This is a genomic window from Streptomyces sp. NPDC007346, from assembly GCF_040703535.1.
Taxonomy (GTDB): domain Bacteria; phylum Actinomycetota; class Actinomycetes; order Streptomycetales; family Streptomycetaceae; genus Streptomyces.
This window is the reverse complement of sequence record NZ_JBEYKR010000139.1, coordinates 1-18,438: the sequence shown is the minus strand read 5'-3', so window position 1 is coordinate 18,438 and position 18,438 is coordinate 1. Positions and strand designations below refer to the sequence as shown.

Genomic DNA, 18,438 nt, shown 5'->3' with positions numbered 1-18,438 from the left:
GGCTCGCGGCTCGCGGCTCGCGGCTCGCGGCTCGCGGCTCGCGGCTCGCGGCTCGCGGCTCGCGGCTCGCGGCTCGCGGCTCGCGGCTCGCGGCTCGCGGCTATTGTCGACTTATCGCATCTCAAGCGGTGCTGCAACCGTTTCGGGCGTCGGACGGACGGAAAGTGGCGGTCATATTGTACGGTCCTCGCCGCGCGGTTTCGGGCCGGCGAACCGCACCGGGGCCCGGAAGCGGGCCTTGCGGGCGGCCCGGCGGAACGTGGTCAGGACGGCGGGGCCGGCCAGGGTGATGCAGAGGAAGTTCGTGACGGCCCGCCCGGTGTCCCAGCCGAGCGAGGTCGCCACGTCGAAGGCCAGGTAGCGCTGCCACTGCTCGGTGAAGGGGAGGCCGGGGAGGTAGGCGATGGAGCTGTTCGGGTCCACCGAGAAGGGCCAGAAGGACAGGTTCAGCAGGAAGCCGAAGAGATACCCGGAGAGCGAACCGTAGACCGCGAGCATCATCACCTCGCGACGGCCCGTGGCGCGGGGCAGCAGGCCCGCGAGCATGCCGACGAACGCGCAGCCGAACATCTGGTACGGCATCCACGGACCGACCCCGCCGGTGATCAGCGCGGACGCGAAGAGCGAGGTGCAGCCCAGCGTGAAGCCGAAGCCCGGACCGTAGACGCGGCCCGCCAGGACCAGCACGAAGAACACCGTCTCGATGCCCGCCGTGCCCGCGCCGAGCGGGCGCAGCGCCGCGTTGACGGCGGAGAGCACCCCGAGCATCGCCAGGGCCTTGGAGTTGATGCCGCCTTCGGCGATCTCGGAGATGACCACGCACAGGACGAGGATCAGCAGGACGCCGAAGATCAGCGGCGGGGCGTAGTTGGCCCCCAGGCGCCCCGGCGTGACCAGGAACGGCCAGAAGAAGGCGACCAGGCCGAGGAAGGCGGCCAGGGCGATGACGATCCCGGCGCGCGGACCGATGCGGATGGCGCCGGCCGAGTGCCCGGTGAGGTCCGGCAGTTGCTTCACGCGTCGGACTCCTCGCCCGGGAGGACCGCCGTCAACTGATCGACCGTCAGGTACGGGAGCGGGGCGAGGATCTTCGCCACCTGTGGGGCGAAGACGGGGGAGGCGACGATCACTTCGGTGGTCGGTCCGTCCGCGACGATGTCGCCCTCGGCCATCACGACCACCCGGTCCGCCGCGCGGGCCGCGAACTCGACGTCATGGGTGGAGATCACCACCGACCGTCCCTCGGTGGCCAGTTCGTCGACCATCGAGATGAGCTGGGTCTTCGCCCGGTAGTCGAGTCCCCGGGTGGGTTCGTCCAGCAGCAGGACCCGGGGCGCCGCCGTCAGCTGGATGGCGAGGACCAGCGCCAGCTTCTGGCCCTCGGAGAGGTCGCGCGGATGTGTGGCGCCGTCGATGCCGGGCGCCAGCCGGTCCAGGATCGCGCGGGCGCGCGTCCCGGCGCCGTCGGGGACCGCCGACTCGGCGTCGGCCTGGTCGAGTTCCTGCTCGACGCTCTCCAGGTAGAGGAGGTCGGTCGGGGTCTGCGGGACGAGGCCGACCAGCCGTCTGGCCTCGGCCGCGGAGAGGTTCTTGGGGTCGCTGCCCTTCGCCGGAGAGCGGCGCGAGCCGGCCGTACGACCCGACGTGCCCGGCCTGCCTGATGTGGCCGAACGGTTTGATGCGCCCGAACCGTCCGATGGGTCCGACGCTCCGGACGCCCCCGTCGTGCCCGAACCGACCCGTACCGTCCCGGACTTGCGCGGCCCCGACCCCTGGAGCGCCCACAGCAGCGACGACTTGCCCGAGCCGTTGCGGCCCATCAGCGCGGTGATCTCGCCGCTCCGCAGGTCGAGGTCCACCTCGCGGACCGCCGCCACACCCCGGTAGGCGACCGTGACCCCGCGCGCCGTGAGCAGGGCCGCGCCCGGTGTCCGCGGCACCGGGCGTACGGGCGGGGGCGCGGTGGCCGCCAGGGCGGTGCGCAGCGGGGCGGCGGCCCGGCGGGCGTCGCGGACCGAGAGGGGCAGCGGAGACCAGCGCGCGGCGCGGCCCAGCTCGACGATGGGCGGCGCGATCGACGACGTGGTGAAGATGTCCGCCGGTGCGCCCGGGACCACGAGCCCGTCGCCCGGGAGGTGGATGACCCGGTCCGCGTACTGCACCACCCGCTCCAGGCGGTGCTCGGCCAGCAGCACCGTCACCCCCAGGTCGTGGACGAGCCGGGTCACCGCCGCCAGGACCTCCTCCGCCGCCGTGGGGTCGAGCGCGGACGTCGGCTCGTCCAGCACCAGGACGCGGGGGTGCGCGGTGAGGACCGAGCCGATCGCCACGCGCTGCTGCTGCCCGCCGGAGAGCTCGTACAGCGCCCGGTGGCGCAGATCGGCGAGCCCGAGCAGATCGAGGGTCTCCTCCACCCGCTTGCGCATCACCACCGGGGAGATCGCCAACTGCTCCATGGCGTAGGCGAGTTCCTCCTCCACCGTGTCCGTGACGAAACCGTCCAGCGGGTCCTGGCCCACCACGCCGACGACATCGGCGAGTTCGCGGGGCGGGTGGTCGGCGGTGGTGCGGCCGTCGACGGTGACCGTGCCGTACAGCGTGCCGCCCGTGAAGTGCGGCACGAGGCCGTTGACCGCGCCCAGCAGCGTCGACTTGCCGACCCCGGTGTGGCCCACCACGAGGCAGAGTTCGCCCTCGTCGACCTCCAGGTTCACCTCCCGCAGGACCGGCTCGGCGGCCCCGTCGTACTCGACGGTGACCTGGTCGAAGGTGATCATGCGGCTTCCTCGGTGCGTGGTGCGGAGACGTACGGGACGGGCCTGCCCGGCGGCGGCGCCAGGAACCCGGCCGCCCCGGCGAGCAGGATGGCGGCGGCCGGGACGGGCGGCAGCGTCGGCCAGCTGAGCGGATGGATGGACGGGTTCAACGCGGCGGGGTCGTACCCCACGTTCACGAACAGCAGCACCGCCGAGAGCACCCCGCAGGAGGCCACCGCCCACTCCGCGAGCCGCCACGGATCGGGCCGGTACGTCGTCCGCGTGACCCGGCGCCCGCCGAGCCGCAGCCCGGCCAGGCAGAGCACCGAACCGGCCGCCAGCGCGGGCAGCCCGAGCAGCTTCGGGGCGGTCGGGTCGAGGAGACCGTACGCCCCGGCGCACAGCCCGCACATGCCCGCCAGCATCAGCGCCCCGGTCAGACGGCGCGAGCCGCGCGTCGCCGAACCGGCCCGCCCGTAACCGCGCGAGTCCATCGCCGCGGCCAGCCGCAACGACCGCTCCAGCGCGTCCTCCAGCACGGGTACGACGATGCCCCGCAGCGCCTTGAGCCCCTTGTTGCGCCCGGCCCGCAGCCGGCGGGCGCGCGCCACCCGCTGGACGCTCTGCACCAGTTGCGGGGCCACGCTGATCGATACGGTGACGGCGACGCCGAGTTCGTACAGCGCGCCCGGCAGCACCCGTAGCGCCCGCTTCGGGTTGGCGAGGGTGTTCGCCGCGCCGATGCAGCAGAGCATGCAGGCGAGCCGGAGCCCGTCCGTGGCGGCCGACAGCAGCGCCTCCAGGGAGACCGGGCCGCCGAGCTGGATGCCCGCGTACCAGTCGGGCGTGGGAATGCGCGGGAGGGAGAAGAGGTGGTGGTCGGTCGGCCTCATCCCGGTGGCGAAGACCGCCCGGAAGACCACCCGGATCGCCACGACCGTCAGCGCCAGATAGAGGTAGTACTTGAAACCGCGCGCCCACGGGGCCTCGGTGCGCCGCATGGTGATGACGTAGCCGAGCACCGCGAGGACCAGGAAGAGCAGCAGCGGGTTGTTGGTCCGGCTGACGGCGGTGGCCAGCGCGAGCGCCCAGATCCACCAGGCGAGCGGATGCAGGGTGCGCGGGAGCCGCCTGCCGCCGGTGTCCGGCCCGGGGGCCGGCACCGGCGTGCCGGGTTTCACCGCGGCGGTACGGATCACGCGGGCGCTACTCCGCACGGCGGCGGCGCTTCGCGGCGAACACGGCCGCGCCGCCGATCACCGCCACGAGTCCGGCCGTCGCCGCGACGGGCACCACCGAACCCGAGTCGTGCTCGGCGTCGGGCGCCGGCGCGGCGTCCACCACCTTCGCCGTACCGCCCGGCGCCGCCACCGCCTCACCGGGCGTCGCGGAGGCGGAGGCGGACGCGGAGTCGCTGGGGGAGGGGGACACGGAAGCGGACGGGGACACGGAAGCGGACGGGGCCGGGGAGGCGTCGGCGGACGCCGGAGGGGACGGGGCGGGCGCCCGCGACGGGGCCGCGGGGGGCGGCGGCGGAGCCTGGCCGCCCCCGACCGGCTGCCGGGTCGTCGTCGCCGGAGCGGGCTCCGGCTTCGGGGCCGGTGCCGGATCTCCGCCCGTGGGGCGCGTGTTGTGGGCGCGCAGCTGGTTCGGCGTGAGCGTCGGGCGCCCTTCCGTACCCCCGATGTTCGTCCCGCCGAAGATCCACAGATCCACGCTGCCCGGCCGGGGCTTGTAGCTCATGGCGCCGAGCTGGCTGTACTCCCAGGTGTTCTCCCCGGGGTTCGCGTGCCAGTACGACCAGTAGGCGGAGGCGGGCGGGGTGAGGACGCAGTCGTCCTGCTGGGGCGTCGGGTACTGCTTGCCGCCCTGATGGCCGCTGTAGCCGATCCGGCAGATGAACGCCGGCCCGTCGTGGCCGGTGCCGGTGGTCTGCCAGCCGCCCTGGTTGAGCAGCTCGTAGCCCGTGGTCGGCGTCGTACCGCAGGAGCGGTAGACGGGGCCGCCCCAGTGGCTGAAGTCGACGGCCAGGACCACGCCCGAAGAGGTCGTGCACCGGCCGATCGGCTGCGGGGCGGCCGCCGCCGGAAAGGCGGCGGGCGCGAGGAGCGCCGCGCCCGCCAGACCCAGTGCGGCCAGGGCGTGGCCGACGGTCCGGCGGAAGCGGGACCTCACAGCTCACCGCCCATGGCCGTACGGCGCCTGCGGGCGGCCACGACCGCGCCCCAGCCCGCCAGGACGAGTACGGCGGCCGCCGCCGCGAGGCCGAGCGTCTGCGCACCGGTTGCGGCGAGGCCGCCACCGCCACCGCCACCGCCGCTGCCACCGCCGGCGCCCGGACCGTCCGTGTTCACGATGCCCGGCCCGCCCGCGGAGCCTGTGCCGTCCCCGGGTGTGACGATCACCGGGGCGGAGGAGGAGGGCAGCGGATTGGGCGTCGTACCGTCCAGGCTGCGGGCCAGCACACCGAACGAGACGCCGGTCGAACCGCCCACCGCCTGCGTCGAGGCCCGCAGGTCGGAGCCCCGCTGCCCCTCCTCGGCCACGTTGAAGCCGCCGTCCGCGTTCTGCTGCGAAGCGAGGAACTTCAGCGCCTTCGCGATCTGCGCGCCGTACTTCCCGGCGTCCAGGGACAGGCCCTGCACGGCGAGCGCCGCCGAGTTCACGGAGTTGCCCGAGGCGCCGGGGAAGCCGCCGTTCGGCAGCTGCTGAGCGGCGAGCCAGGCCAGCGCCCGGTCCACGGCGGCCGTGTGCGTGTCGCCGGGCACCAGGTCCAGCGTCATCGCCGCCATCGCGGTGGAGTCCACGTCCGTGTCGCCCGTCGGCGGGATCAGGCTCGGCCAGGCGCCCGACTCGGCGTCCTGGAGCCCCGAGAGATAGGTGACGGGGGCCTCGGCGGCCTTCTCCTGGCCCGCCCGCACCTGGGCCATGACGCCGAGGGACTGGTCGAAGACGGACCGCGCGTAGGTGTACGCCCCCTTGTCGGCACAGCTGGTGTCCGGCGCGGTGCTCCTCGCGGCACAGACGGCGTCGGCCAGACCGGCGATCAGGTCCTTGCCGCCGAAGTCGCGAGGGTCGCGGTCGACCACCTGGGCGAGCAGGGCCGCCTTGCCCATCGAGCCGCCCATGGCGTACTCGGTGCCGACCTTGGTCCAGTCGTGCACCGTACGGCTTTCGCCGTCCTTGCCGCCCCCGTCGAGGAAGTCGACGACCGTGCGCAGCGCGTTGTCGTCGTGCCCGGTCGCGGCCAGCGCGAAGGCGCCGTCGATGGTGAGGCCGAAGTCGGCCCGCCCGGTGGGCCCGCCCGCCGTGTAGTAGCGGCCCTGGTGGAGGTTGGCGGGGCTGGTGAGGTAGGCGACGCCCTTCTTCAGGTCCGGGCCGTCACCGGGCGGCGTCGTCGGGGGCGTCGTCGGCGGGGTGGTGGGAGGCGTGGTGGGCGGTGTGGTCGGGGGAGTGGTCGGCGGGTCGGTGGGCTCGGGCACCTTCGTGGTCAGGGTGACCAGGCTGGTGGAGCTGCCCGCCAGCACGGCCGGTGCCGTCGCGTACAGGGCGGCGTCGGTGGCGTCCTCGTCGAACCCGAAGCCGCCGTCGGCCAGTTGCTCCCGCGAGAGCCACCAGACCGCCGAGTCGGCCGCGCGGACCTCACCGAGCGCGCGCAGCGCCTGCGTGGCGTAGGCGGTGGCCGCGACGGAGCCGGTGGTGGCGCCGTTGTACGGGGGGAACGCGCCGCTCTTGAGCTGCGCCTTCTTCAGGTACGCGAGCGCCTTGGCGACGGTGGCGTCGTGGCCGCCCGCCTCGTCCAGCACCAGGGCGACGAGGCCGGTGGTCATCGGGTCGCCGTCGCAATACTCGCCGGGCCTGATCAGGATGCTGGTCACCGAGCCGTCCTGGCAGACCAGTCGGGTCAGCCGGTCCACCGAATCGGCCGGCGGCACGACCCCGCCGCGCAGCAGCGCCAGCACGGCCAGCGCCTGTACGTCGCCGTACATGGCGCCCCGGAAGTCGCCCTTCGCCGTGCACCCCGGGGCGGGGCCGGTCACGCAGACGTTCTTCTCCAGGTCCCCGAGCAGGTCGTGCCCGCCGAAGTCGCGCGGGTCCTTCTCCGTGATCTCCGCGAGCAGGGCCAGCCGGGCGGCGGCATGGGCGTCGGGCGCCTCGTCGGGGCCCGCCGCGTAGGCGTACTCGTCGGTGGAGGAGGCGAGTTTGGCCACCACCTTGTCCAGGGCCGGGCTCGCGCCGTCGGCGGCGGCGAGTGCGTACGCGGCCTCGGTGGTGAGGAAGTGGTTCGGGGCCCCGGAGCCCTCGTCCACCACCTGGGTGCCGTCGTGGAGTTGGCTCGTCACCCAGCGGGCGGCCGCCGGTACGTCGATCTTTCCGGCCGGGACGCCCGGGTCGGTCGGGTCAGGCGACGGGCCGGGTGTGACGCCGCCGCCCGCGCGGACGTCGTCGGGGGTGAAGGTGGGCCGGCCGGTGGAGCCGCCGATGTCCGTGCCGCCGAACACCCATGCGTCCACATCGCCCGCCTTGGGCCGGCGGTTCATGGCGCCGAGCGGGCTGTAGGACCAGCTCTCCTGGCCGGGCGAGGCGATCCAGTACGACCAGTAGGCGGTGGCCTGCGGGGTCAGGACGCAGTCCTCGGTCTCCGGAGTCGGGTACTGCGTACCGGAGTTGAAGGCGCCGGAGCCGATGCGGCAGATGAAGCCGTCACCGTCGTGCTGGGTGCCCTCGGTGGTGAACCCGCCGTCGCGCAGGAGTTCGTACCCGGTGGTCGGGGTGGTGTCGCAGCCGCGCACCACACCTCCGCCGAACGGCCCGAAGTCGACCGCGACGACGGCGCCATGGGTGGCCGTGCACTCCTCGATCGGGTCGGCCGCCGCCGGAGCGGCACCGGTGACGAAGGCCACGCTCGCGGCGAAGGTCACCGCTGCCGCCGAGAACAGCGAGAGGAGTCTCCTGCCGGCTGTGCTCCGGTCATGTTGCTGTGCGGTCCCCACCACGGCCCCTCGTGTCGTCCGGGCGGGCCATGCGTGGCAGAAGGCCCCTTTCGGCCACGGCCCTCAAGGGGCCGCCCGCAGAGGGCTGTTCGAACCACGCCGTAGTCCGCGACGGCGTTTCTCGCTGAAATTCCTGGCCCCAGGCATTCCGGCTCGCCCGCGCGGTGGCGGGCCTACGGTTGCGGGTCAGCGCCGGATTTCGACCGGCTTCCCCTGGAGCTGAGTGCTTATCAGGCGGATTGGAACACGCTCTCGAAGAGGCCGTCAAGGTGGTTTGCGTCTCGTTGCCTCCCGGCCGACCCCGCACCCCTGCCGTCCCTGGCGCGCCCCTGCCGCCTCGGGTAGCGTCCTGGCCTGCCACGAGGGGGAACCCGGTGCGAATCCGGGGCTGACGCGCAGCGGTGTGGGACGGCAGGGGGCCGCTCCCGAGCCCGAATGCCCTGTTGGCAGCCGTATCCAGCGAAGCCGTACCCACGCGTCCGGGCGTCGGCCACCCACCCTCGCCCCCGGTGTGCACCCCAGGGGCCGGGCGGTGCCGCACGCCCCTCATCACAGGAGCAGGCACATGCCCCGTTCTGTCACCTCCCGCGCCTCCCGCCGTCTGGCCCTCGTGGTGCCCGCCGCCCTGGGGGCCTTCGTCCTCACGGCGCTTCCCGCCGCCGCGACGTCCACCCCCGCCCAGATCGCCATCTCGAAGACCAACGGGGTGGCCTACCTCAAGTCCCTTCAGGCCGCGGACGGTTCGTACGCCGGCTCCGGGCTCTCCAACGAGTGGGCCTTCAGCGCGTTCGCCGCCGCCGGAACGGCCGCCGTGGACGTGACACCCGGCGGCGACGCCACGAAGAACGCGCGCACCGTCTACCGCAACCTCCTGGCCACCCCCGGCTGGCCCTCCGCCACCCCCGTCGTCACCGACTACCAGCGCGGCACGCTCAACGCGTACGCCGCCGGGATCGACCCCGCCCGGGTCTCCGCCTCGCGCAACCTGATCGCCGACATCTACGGCTACTGGCAGAACGCGGAGGCCGGCTACTTCGGCCCGTCCGGCAACTACAACGGGACGGTCTTCGCCGCACTCGCGCTGGGCGGCGCCAGAACCCAGGCGGGCGCCCAGCGCGTACCGCAGGAGCTCGTCGACAAGATCGTCGCCCGGGTCCGGGCCAACCAGCACGACGACGGCGGCTGGACCTACAGCAAGGCCGAGGGCAACCCGACCGAGCTGGCCAAGCCGGGCGACATCGACATGACGGGCGCCTCCATGGCCGCGCTCTGCGTCTCCGGCGTCCCGAACACCGACCCCGACATCCTCCAGGCCAAGGCGTTCCTCAAGAGCAAGCTGGTCAACTCCTCCGGCGCCTTCAGCGCCCTGTACGGCGTCAACTCCAGCTCCAACGGCTGGGCCGTCTCCGGCCTCAACGCCTGCGGCATCGACCCGCAGACCGGCGACTTCCTCACCCCGCTGGGCCGGACCCCGGTCGACTTCCTGATCGCCCAGCAGTTCAACCCCGGCGGCGGCTTCAAGTACCAGCCCTCGGACACCTCCCCGTCCGCCTACTCCTCCACCGACGCCCTGCGCGCCGTCGCCGGGGGCGGCTTCACCGCCGCACCGCCCACCCCGGTCACCTCGGGGGCGCCCACCTGGGTCGCGCAGAGCGGCTTCACCTCCGGTACGGCGACGAAGCTGGCGCTCACCGTGGACGACGGCACCGGCACCCTGAAGGTCTGCTCCGTCGCCTTCACCCCCACGGGCACCACGACCGACCTCGGCACCGTCCTGGCCGCCGCGTCGACCACGTCCACCCCGGCCGGCTGCGTCACCTCCGTGGTCCCCGCCACCGGGACGGGCGCCATCACCTCGCTCAACGGCAAGGCCAACACCGGCTCGGCGACGTGGAAGGTCTCGGTCGACGGCTCGGCGTTCGCCGGGGCGACGCGCGACAAGGTGATCGGCGTCGGCGACACGATCGCGCTGCGCTTCTCCTGACCCCCGGTCCGGTGGAGGGGGCGGGTCCTCAGGCGGGCGGCGCCCCCTTCACCGGGTACGGCACGAACGTGCTGCTGTTCTCGTCGACGGCCAGCGGCTGCCCCAGCGGCGGCACCGCGCGCTGCGGGCAGTCCAGCCGCTCGCAGATCCGGCACCCCATCCCGATCGGCGTCGCCGCCGAGGCGTTGTCCAGGTCGAGCCCGTCGGAGTAGACGAGCCGCCCGGCGTGCCGGATCTCGCAGCCGAGCCCGATCGCGAACGTCTTGCCCGGCTCGCCCCACCCGCCCCGGTGGCGCGTCACGGCCCGCGCGGTCCACAGATGGCGCTGCCCGTCGGGCATGGCCGCGATCTGCACATGGATACGGCCCGGGGCGGCGAACGCCTCGTACACGTTCCACAGTGGGCAGGTGCCGCCCGCGCGGGAGAAGTGGAACCCGGTCGCGGACTGCCGCTTCGACATGTTCCCGGCCCGGTCGACCCGGACGAAGGAGAACGGCACCCCGCGCAGCCGGGGCCGCTGGAGCGTGGAGAGCCGGTGGCAGACCGTCTCGTGACCGAGCCCGAAATGGTCGGTGAGGCGCTCGATGTCGTACCGGACCTCCTCCGCCGCCGTATGGAAGGCGCGGTACGGGAGGATCAGCGCGCCCGCGAAGTAGTTGGCCACCCCGATCCTCGCCAGCGGCCAGGTCGCCGACCCCTCGTCGTAGTCCTCCGAGGCCAGCCGCGAGATCTCCCCGCCGTATTCGAGCAGCGCCAGCTGGGTGGCCATCCGGAACGCCTGCTGCCCGGGGCGGAGCCGGCTGGAGAGGTGCAGCACCCGGGCGTCCGGGTCGTAGTGGTGCAGCCTGCCCGTGTCTGGGCCAGGGGAAGCGGGGCCGGCGGGCCGTCGTGCCGGACGCCGGCCCGCGGGGGTGCCCCCGGGCCGGCCCCGCCGGTCGTCGGTGGTGGCCAGCCGGATGCCGTGGTGCTCGGTGAGCCGGGCCGCGAGCGCGGTCACGACCTCGCCGGGGCGCACCCCGATCTCCGCCGCCAGCTCCTCCGCCGCCAGGTCCGCCTCGTGCAGGTAGTTCTGCCGCCGGTAGAAGAACTCGCGGATCTCCTCGTGCGGGGAGCGCGGCAGGTCGAGACCGCCGCCGCCACGCAGCTCGGCCGCCTCCGCGAGCCGTCCGGCCAGCGCCTGGTTGCGCCGCCCGAGGTCGAGCAGGACGGACGCGACCCCCGGCAGCCGGGAGGCCAGCTCGGACAGCTCGGCGGCCGAGACGCGCGCCGTGCCGACCTCGTCGGCCAGCGCCTCGCGCAGATCCGCCAGCACCCGGGTGGTGTCCCGCTCCGAGAAGAAGCCGGGGTCGACCCCGAACGCCTCGGTCAGCCGCAGCAGCACCGGCACCGTCAAGGGGCGCGAGTCATGCTCCATCTGGTTGAGGTAGCTCGGCGAGATCGCCAGTATCCGGGCCAGCTCCGCCTGGCTCAGCCCGCGCTCCTCGCGCAGCCTGCGCAGCCGCGCACCCGCGTAGGTCTTGCTCATACCGGAGCCCTTCGCGCCGTCGTCGACATGGTGGCAACCCTAGCCGCGACACGGCCGTCGAGAGCCTTCGCAACCTTGGCAAAGCGCACGGAAAGATTGGCAGAACTTGGCACACGTCTCTGGTTGATGGCACTCAGTGCCACTCCCAGAGTTGTTCCTGCGGCCCACCGGACACCGGCTCCGGACTGGGGTACCGAGCACGATTTCATGCCCTGACGTCGTACTCCTCGGGATCCCGGACCGGTTCGCCGGGCGCATTGCTCACCGTTCCACCTCGGAGGTCCGGTGGGCCGCACCCAGGAGCCGCGTCACTCGGTGACGTGGCTTAGCACCCTTCACACGATCGACCCACACGACTTCGGGAGTGACGCCATGGCGCAGGCAAGGACGACGGCGGAAGAGCTGGCGCGGCGGTGGGCGAGCGACCCCCGCTGGAAGGGCATCGAGCGCACCTACGGCGCCGAGGACGTGGTCCGGCTCTCCGGCAGCGTCCGCGAGGAGCACACCCTGGCCCGGCGCGGCGCCGAGCGGCTCTGGCGCCAGCTGCACGAGCAGGGCTACATCCACGCGCTCGGCGCCCTGACCGGCGGCCAGGCCGTCCAGCAGGTCAAGGTAGGCCTCCAGGCCGTCTACCTCTCCGGCTGGCAGGTCGCCGCCGACGCCAACCTGGCCGGCCACACCTACCCCGACCAGAGCCTCTACCCGGCCAACTCGGTGCCGAGCGTGGTCCGCCGGATCAACAACGCCCTGCTGCGCGCCGACCAGATCGCCACCGCCGAGGGCGCCGGAGACACCACCGACTACCTGGCCCCGATCGTCGCCGACGCCGAGGCGGGCTTCGGCGGACCGCTCAACGCCTTCGAGCTGACCAAGGCGATGATCGAGGCCGGTGCGGCCGGCATCCACTACGAGGACCAGCTCGCCTCCGAGAAGAAGTGCGGTCACCTCGGCGGCAAGGTCCTCGTCCCCACCGCCCAGCATGTGCGCACCCTCAACGCGGCCCGCCTCGCCGCCGACATCGCGGACGTCCCGACGCTGATCGTGGCCCGCACCGACGCACTCGCCGCCAACCTCATCACCAGCGACGTGGACGAGCGCGACGCGCGGTTCGTCACGGGGGAGCGGACCGCCGAGGGCTTCTACCGGGTGCAGAACGGCATGGCGCCGGTCATCTCGCGCGGCCTCGCCTACGCCCCGTACGCCGACCTCATCTGGGTCGAGACCGGCACCCCCGACCTCGCCCAGGCCCGTGAGTTCGCCGAGGCGATCCACGCCGAGCACCCGGACCGGATGCTCGCGTACAACTGCTCGCCCTCCTTCAACTGGCGGGCCGCGCTGGACGACGACCAGATCGCCAAGTTCCAGCGGGAGCTGGGCGCGATGGGCTACCGCTTCCAGTTCATCACCCTGGCCGGTTTCCACTCCCTCAACCACGCCATGTTCGACCTGGCGCGCGGCTACGCCGAGCAGGGCATGACCGCCTATGTCGACCTCCAGGAGCGGGAGTTCGCCGCCCAGGAGCAGGGCTTCACCGCGGTCAGGCACCAGCGCGAGGTCGGCACCGGCTACTTCGACCAGGTCTCCACCGCCATCAACCCCGCCTCCTCCACCACGGCCCTGACCGGCTCCACGGAGGAGGAGCAGTTCCACTAGAGGTCCCTGCCGGTCGCGGGGGCACCCCGTCCCCCGCGACCGGGCTCCCGCACCGCCCACGCCCCGCTGAGGAGACCCGCATGACCCCCCCTGTCACGACCGGCCGCGTCCAGGTCCTCCTCGTACCGGGCGACCGGCACGAGGAGGACCTCACCCCCGAGGCCCTTGGCTTCATCGCCCGCCTCGACGCGGCCTTCGCCGCCCGCCGCTTCGACCTGCTCACCGAGCGCCGCCGCCGCTGCGCCCTCCTGCGCTCCGGCACCCCGCTCGACTTCTCCCGCGCCACCACCGCCGTCCGCAACGACCCCGACTGGCGGGTCGCCCGGCCCGCCCCCGGCCTCACCGACCGGCGGGTGGAGATCACCGGGCCGCCCGAGCGGCGGACGGCGGTCAACGATGACCGCCCCCTTCCTGCGCGCTTGCACCGAACTCCTGGTCCGCACCTGTCACCAGCGCGGCGCCCACGCCATCGGCGGCATGGCCGCCCAGATCCCCGGCGGTGACGCGGCGGCCCGGGAAGCGGCGCTGGCCAAGGTCCGGCTCGACAAGGAGCGTGAGGCGGAGGACGGCTTCGACGGCTCCTGGGTCGCCCACCCCGGGCTCGTCCCCGTCTGCCGGACGGTCTTCGACGGGGTGCTCGGCGACCGGCCGCACCAGCTGGAACGGACCCGCGACGACGTCCATGTCACCGGGCCGTCGACCGCGCAACGGTGGAGCGGCTCTTCGAGGAGGAGCTGGCCACGCTCGGCGCCACCTACCCCTGGGCCCGGCTCGACCAGGTCCGCGACCTGTTCGAACGCACCGCCCTGGGCAGGGAGCTGCCCGCCTTCTTCACCACGGAGGCGTACGCACGCCACCTCGTCGGCCGGCCGGTGGTGCGGGCATGAGCGCACACGTCCCGCCGGACGGCTTGGTCCAGACCTCTTGACCGAAGGTCTGGACCATTCTACGGTTTGGCAGGGTCACGACATAGGGCGGGGCGGGGCGAACCTTTCGCCCCGTCGGCGGCGGTCCCGGGCAGGAAGGACACACGGATCATGGGCCGTACATCACGGCTGCTGGGCCTCGGCCTGGCCGCGGCACTCGTCGTACCGATGCTGGTGGGAGCCGCCCCACCGAAGGCCGCCGGCACCGATACAGGTCCCGTCGCCGCCGCCGACGAGACCTGTGCGGTCAAGTCGAAGCCCGCCGGCAAGGTGCTCCAGGGGTACTGGGAGAACTGGGACGGCGCCGCCAACGGCGTGCACCCCCCGCTCGGCTGGATCCCGATCACGGACTCCCGCATCACCCAGCACGGCTACAACGTGGTCAACGCGGCCTTCCCCGTCATCCGCTCCGACGGCACCGTGCTGTGGGAGGACGGCATGGACAACACCGTCAAGGTCGCCACCCCGGCGGAGATGTGCCAGGCCAAGGAATCCGGGCTCACCCTCCTCATGTCGATCGGCGGAGCGACCGCCGGGATCGACCTCAGCTCCAGCACGGTCGCCGACCGGTTCGTGGAGACCGTGGTCCCGATCCTGAAGAAGTACAACTTCGACGGCATCGACATCGACATCGAGACCGGCCTCACCAGCAGCGGAAACATCAACCAGCTCTCCGCCTCACAGACCAACCTCATCCGCATCATCGACGGCGTCCTGGCAGCGATGCCCTCGAACTTCGGCCTCACCATGGCCCCCGAGACGGCGTACGTCACCGGCGGCAGCGTGGTCTACGGCTCGATCTGGGGCGCGTACCTGCCCATCATCAAGAAGTACGCGGACAACGGCCGGCTCTGGTGGCTGAACATGCAGTACTACAACGGCAGCATGTACGGCTGCTCCGGCGACTCCTACTCCGCCGGTACGGTCGCCGGCTTCGTCGCCCAGACCGACTGCCTCGACAAGGGGCTCGTCATCCAGGGCACCACCATCAAGGTCCCCTACGACAAGCAGGTCCCCGGCCTCCCCGCCCAGCCCGGCGCGGGCGGCGGCCACATGTCCCCCTCGCTCGTCTCCCAGGCCTGGAACCACTACGACGGCTCCCTGAAGGGGCTGATGACCTGGTCCCTGAACTGGGACGGCTCCAAGGGCTGGACCTTCGGCGACAACGTGAAGGCCCTCCAGGGCCGCTGACGCACACCCTTTGCGCCCCCGGTCCCGCCACGGACCGGGGGCGCGGAGCCGTCCCGGCCGGGGCGCGCGGCCGGGTCGGCGTGGACGGATCACGCGCCGATGCGGGCAAGGGGACAGAATCGGGTACGGATCGGGGTGATCGTCCGCCCCGGGACGACGGCCCGTTCCCCCGGGCCGACGACGACGAAGACGCAAGAGGAGACCCGATGGCGCACGCACGGGCCGGGCAGCCGGCGCAGTCCGCGGACCTGGTCGACGTGGCACGGCTGGTGACGGCCTATTACGCCCTCCACCCCGATCCGGCCGAGCCCGCCCAGCGGGTGGCCTTCGGCACCTCGGGCCACCGCGGCTCCGCGCTCGCGGCGGCGTTCAACGACGACCACATCGCCGCCACCACCCAGGCGATCTGCGACTACCGGGCCCGCCAGGGCACCGACGGGCCGCTCTTCCTGGGCGCCGACACCCACGCCCTGTCCGAGCCCGCCCGGGTCACCGCCCTGGAGGTCCTCGCCGCCAACGGGGCCACCGTCCTGATCGACAGCGCGGACGGCTACACCCCGACCCCCGCGCTCTCGCACGCCATCCTGACGTACAACCAGGGGCGCACCGAGCACCTGGCCGACGGCATCGTGGTCACCCCGTCGCACAACCCGCCCGCCGACGGCGGCTTCAAGTACAACCCGCCCAACGGCGGACCGGCCGCCTCGGACGCCACCTCCTGGATCCAGGACCGGGCCAACGCCCTCATCGAGGCCGGACTCGGGGAGGTGCGCCGGATCCCGTACGCCCGCGCCCTGGCCGCCGACACCACCGGCCGCCACGACTTCCTGAGCCGCTACGTCGACGACCTGCCCTCCGTCCTGGACCTGGACGCCGTACGGGAGGCGGGCATCCGGATCGGCGCCGACCCGCTCGGCGGCGCCTCCGTCGCGTACTGGGGGCGCATCGCGGAGCGGCACCGGATCGACCTCACCGTGGTCAACCCGCTCGCCGACCCGACCTGGCGGTTCATGACGCTGGACTGGGACGGCAAGATCCGTATGGACTGCTCCTCCCCGCACGCCATGGCCTCGCTGATCGAGCAGCGCGACGCGTACACCATCGCCACCGGCAACGACGCCGACGCCGACCGGCACGGCATCGTCACCCCCGACGGCGGCCTGATGAACCCCAACCACTATCTGGCCACCGCCATCGACTACCTCTACACCCACCGCGAGGGCTGGCCCGCCGGGACGGGCATCGGCAAGACACTGGTCTCCTCCTCGATGATCGACCGGGTCGCCCACGACCTCGGCCGGACCCTGGTGGAGGTACCGGTCGGCTTCAAGTGGTTCGTCGACGGGCTGTACGACGGCAGCCTCGGCTTCGGCGGCGAGGAGTCGGCCGGCGCCTCGTTCCTGCGCCGCGACGGCCGGGTCTGGACCACGGACAAGGACGGCATCCTGCTGGCGCTGCTCGCCTCGGAGATCACCGCCGTCACCGGCTCCACCCCCTCGCAGCGCTACGCCCAGCTCACCGCGCGCTTCGGCGACCCGGCCTACGCCCGCGTGGACGCGCCCGCCACCCGCGAGGAGAAGGCGGTCCTGGCCCGGCTCTCCTCGCAGCAGGTCAAGGCCGACACCCTGGCGGGCGAGCGCATCACCGCCGTACTCACCGAGGCACCGGGCAACGGGGCCGCGATCGGCGGCCTCAAGGTCTGCACCGACAGCGCCTGGTTCGCCGCCCGGCCCTCGGGCACGGAGGACGTCTACAAGGTGTACGCGGAGAGCTTCCAGGGGGCCGAGCACCTCGGCCGGGTCCAGGAGGAGGCGCGCGCCCTGGTCTCGGAGGCGCTGGGAAGCGCCTGAGCCCTCTACGCGTCCGGGGCCGGCCCGTCGTCTGTGTGGCCGGTCCTCAGGCGCCCGGCACGGTGGGCTGCACCTGGCGGAGGAACGTCGCGTTGTCCGGGGTGCGGCGGACCTTGTCCAGCAGCGCCTCCAGGGCACCGTGACCCCCCTGGGCGTGCAGGGCGCGGCGCAGCGCCCGTACGGTGGCCAGCTCGGCCGGGCCCGTCAGCAGCTCCTCGCGGCGGGTGCCGGAGCGGGCGATGTCGACGGCCGGGAAGAGCCGCCGGTCCGCGAGCGAGCGGTCCAGCCGCAGCTCCATGTTGCCGGTCCCCTTCAGCTCCTCGAAGAAGAACTCGTCGGCGCGCGAGCCCGTCTCCACGAGGGCGGTCGCCAGGATGGTGAGCGAGCCGCCCTCCTCGGCGGAGCGCGCCGCCCCGAACAGCTTCTTGGGGCCCGCCAGGGCCGCCGCGTCGACGCCGCCGCTCAGGGTGCGGCCGCCCGATCCGGCCGCGTTGTTGTGGGCCCGGCACAGCCGGGTGAGGGAGTCCAGCAGGATCACCACGTCCCGGCCCTGCTCGACGAGGCGCTTGGCGCGCTCGACGGCCAGGTCGGCGAGGGCGATGTGCTCCTTGGCGGGCCGGTCGAAGGTGGAGGCGTACACCTCGCCGCGCACGGAGCGGCGCATGTCGGTGACCTCCTCGGGGCGTTCGTCCAGGAGGACCACCATCAGGTGGCACTCGGGGTGGTTGGTGGCGACGGCGGCGGCGAACTGCTGGAGCAGGACCGTCTTGCCGGTCCTGGGCGGTGCGACGATCAGGCCGCGCTGGCCCTTGCCGACGGGGGAGACCAGATCGACGATCCGGGGGGCCGGGCCGCCCTTGGGGGTCTCCAGCCGCAGCCGCTCGGTGGGGTGGACCGGGGTGAGGTCGCGGAAGTGGGCCCGGCCGCCCAGGGCCTGCGGCGCCAGGCCGTTGACCCGGTCGACGGAGGCCAGGACGCGGGGCCGCTCGCAGCTCCCCTCGACGGCGTCGCCCTTGCGCAGGCCGTGGCGGCGCATCAGCGCGGACGACACCTGGATGTCATCGGGGGAGGAGTGGCCGCCCTGGACACGGAGCAGGCCGTGGCCGCCCGTGGTGGTGTCGAGGAGCCCGGCGGCCCGGACGGGGCGCGGCTCACGGACGACGGGGCGTTCGAGTGTGGTGGTCATGGAAGGGGGTCCTTTCGCGGACATGGCGCATGAGGGACCGGCGTACGGAGGGGCGGCATCGTCACGCCCGCACCGGGGGCACGAAAAACCCAGGGCCGGAAGGAGAGACAGCGAGAACGCTGGAGAGAAGCCGGATCGCCGGTCGGATGGGACGGGCGCAACAGCGATGGAGAGAGAAATCAGCACCGGTGCCCGACGAAGGGGCATCCACGGGTGCTCATCGCACTCTAGCACTCCGCGCCGGGGGCGCGGGGATCTTGTTCCGGGAGAACGCTCCGGGAGGACGGCGAGAAGGGCGGTGCTGAAACTTGGGGAGCTTGGTCTTGATCTCCGTCAGGCCCTGGTCGCCGACCAGCGCGTCCGGCGAGTAACC

The 18,438-nt window shown here is 73.2% G+C and carries 11 protein-coding genes, 1 pseudogene and 2 riboswitches; of the genes and pseudogenes, 5 read left to right on the top strand and 7 right to left on the bottom strand.

Annotated elements, in window-relative coordinates:
- Window positions 1-171: 171 nt before the first annotated feature.
- From AB0917_RS27615 to AB0917_RS27595, 5 genes are read right to left on the bottom strand one after another with little or no spacing between them, the layout of a single operon-like run.
- Complete coding sequence (locus tag AB0917_RS27615; protein WP_366822390.1) at window positions 172-1,017, bottom strand: ECF transporter S component; 846 nt, start codon at window positions 1,015-1,017, stop codon at window positions 172-174.
- Entirely contained in the window at window positions 1,014-2,777 is a 1,764-nt protein-coding gene (locus AB0917_RS27610; RefSeq protein WP_366822389.1) for an ATP-binding cassette domain-containing protein, read from the bottom strand. Before AB0917_RS27610 ends, AB0917_RS27615 begins: the two co-directional genes overlap by 4 nt.
- Window positions 2,774-3,955: an energy-coupling factor transporter transmembrane component T gene (locus tag AB0917_RS27605; protein WP_366822388.1), complete on the bottom strand. Its 1,182-nt coding sequence runs from the start codon at window positions 3,953-3,955 to the stop codon at window positions 2,774-2,776. The genes AB0917_RS27610 and AB0917_RS27605 overlap by 4 nt, the downstream gene beginning before the upstream one ends.
- A 7-nt stretch (window positions 3,956-3,962) precedes the next feature.
- Window positions 3,963-4,931: a hypothetical protein gene (locus AB0917_RS27600; RefSeq protein WP_366822387.1), complete on the bottom strand. Its 969-nt coding sequence runs from the start codon at window positions 4,929-4,931 to the stop codon at window positions 3,963-3,965.
- A complete protein-coding gene (locus AB0917_RS27595) occupies window positions 4,928-7,750 on the bottom strand; it encodes a prenyltransferase/squalene oxidase repeat-containing protein (RefSeq protein WP_366822386.1) in 2,823 nt (940 codons plus the stop codon). The genes AB0917_RS27600 and AB0917_RS27595 overlap by 4 nt, the downstream gene beginning before the upstream one ends.
- 122 nt (window positions 7,751-7,872) lie before the next feature.
- Window positions 7,873-8,009: riboswitch (cobalamin riboswitch) on the bottom strand.
- A gap of 103 nt (window positions 8,010-8,112) precedes the next feature.
- Window positions 8,113-8,191: riboswitch (cobalamin riboswitch) on the top strand.
- 124 nt (window positions 8,192-8,315) lie between these two features.
- Here AB0917_RS27595 and AB0917_RS27590 point away from each other — a divergent pair.
- Window positions 8,316-9,734: a prenyltransferase/squalene oxidase repeat-containing protein gene (locus tag AB0917_RS27590; RefSeq protein ID WP_366822385.1), complete on the top strand. Its 1,419-nt coding sequence runs from the start codon at window positions 8,316-8,318 to the stop codon at window positions 9,732-9,734.
- Window positions 9,735-9,762: 28 nt separating this feature from the next.
- On the opposite strand, the gene AB0917_RS27585 is transcribed toward AB0917_RS27590, so the two are convergent.
- Window positions 9,763-11,259 carry a short-chain fatty acyl-CoA regulator family protein gene (locus AB0917_RS27585; protein WP_366822384.1) on the bottom strand — a complete coding sequence of 499 codons (1,497 nt, stop codon included), beginning with the start codon at window positions 11,257-11,259 and terminating at the stop codon, window positions 9,763-9,765.
- Between the two features lie 372 nt (window positions 11,260-11,631).
- Here AB0917_RS27585 and aceA point away from each other — a divergent pair, with 372 nt between their 5' ends.
- The 4 genes and pseudogenes from aceA to pgm all read left to right on the top strand — a co-directional run bounded on the left by aceA (window position 11,632) and on the right by pgm (window position 16,879).
- Window positions 11,632-12,912, top strand: a complete 1,281-nt coding sequence (aceA, locus tag AB0917_RS27580) for an isocitrate lyase (RefSeq protein ID WP_366822383.1) — start codon at window positions 11,632-11,634, stop codon at window positions 12,910-12,912.
- An 80-nt stretch (window positions 12,913-12,992) separates the two neighbouring features.
- Window positions 12,993-13,799: pseudogene (locus tag AB0917_RS27575) on the top strand (hypothetical protein).
- A gap of 150 nt (window positions 13,800-13,949) precedes the next feature.
- Complete coding sequence (locus tag AB0917_RS27570) at window positions 13,950-15,029, top strand: chitinase (RefSeq protein WP_366822382.1); 1,080 nt, start codon at window positions 13,950-13,952, stop codon at window positions 15,027-15,029.
- Window positions 15,030-15,235: 206 nt separating this feature from the next.
- Window positions 15,236-16,879, top strand: a complete 1,644-nt coding sequence (pgm, locus tag AB0917_RS27565; protein ID WP_366822381.1) for a phosphoglucomutase (alpha-D-glucose-1,6-bisphosphate-dependent) — start codon at window positions 15,236-15,238, stop codon at window positions 16,877-16,879.
- 46 nt (window positions 16,880-16,925) lie between these two features.
- Here the strand turns inward: pgm and rho are convergent, their stop codons facing one another.
- Entirely contained in the window at window positions 16,926-18,065 is a 1,140-nt protein-coding gene (gene rho / locus AB0917_RS27560) for a transcription termination factor Rho (protein ID WP_366822380.1), read from the bottom strand.
- Window positions 18,066-18,438 lie beyond the last annotated feature (373 nt).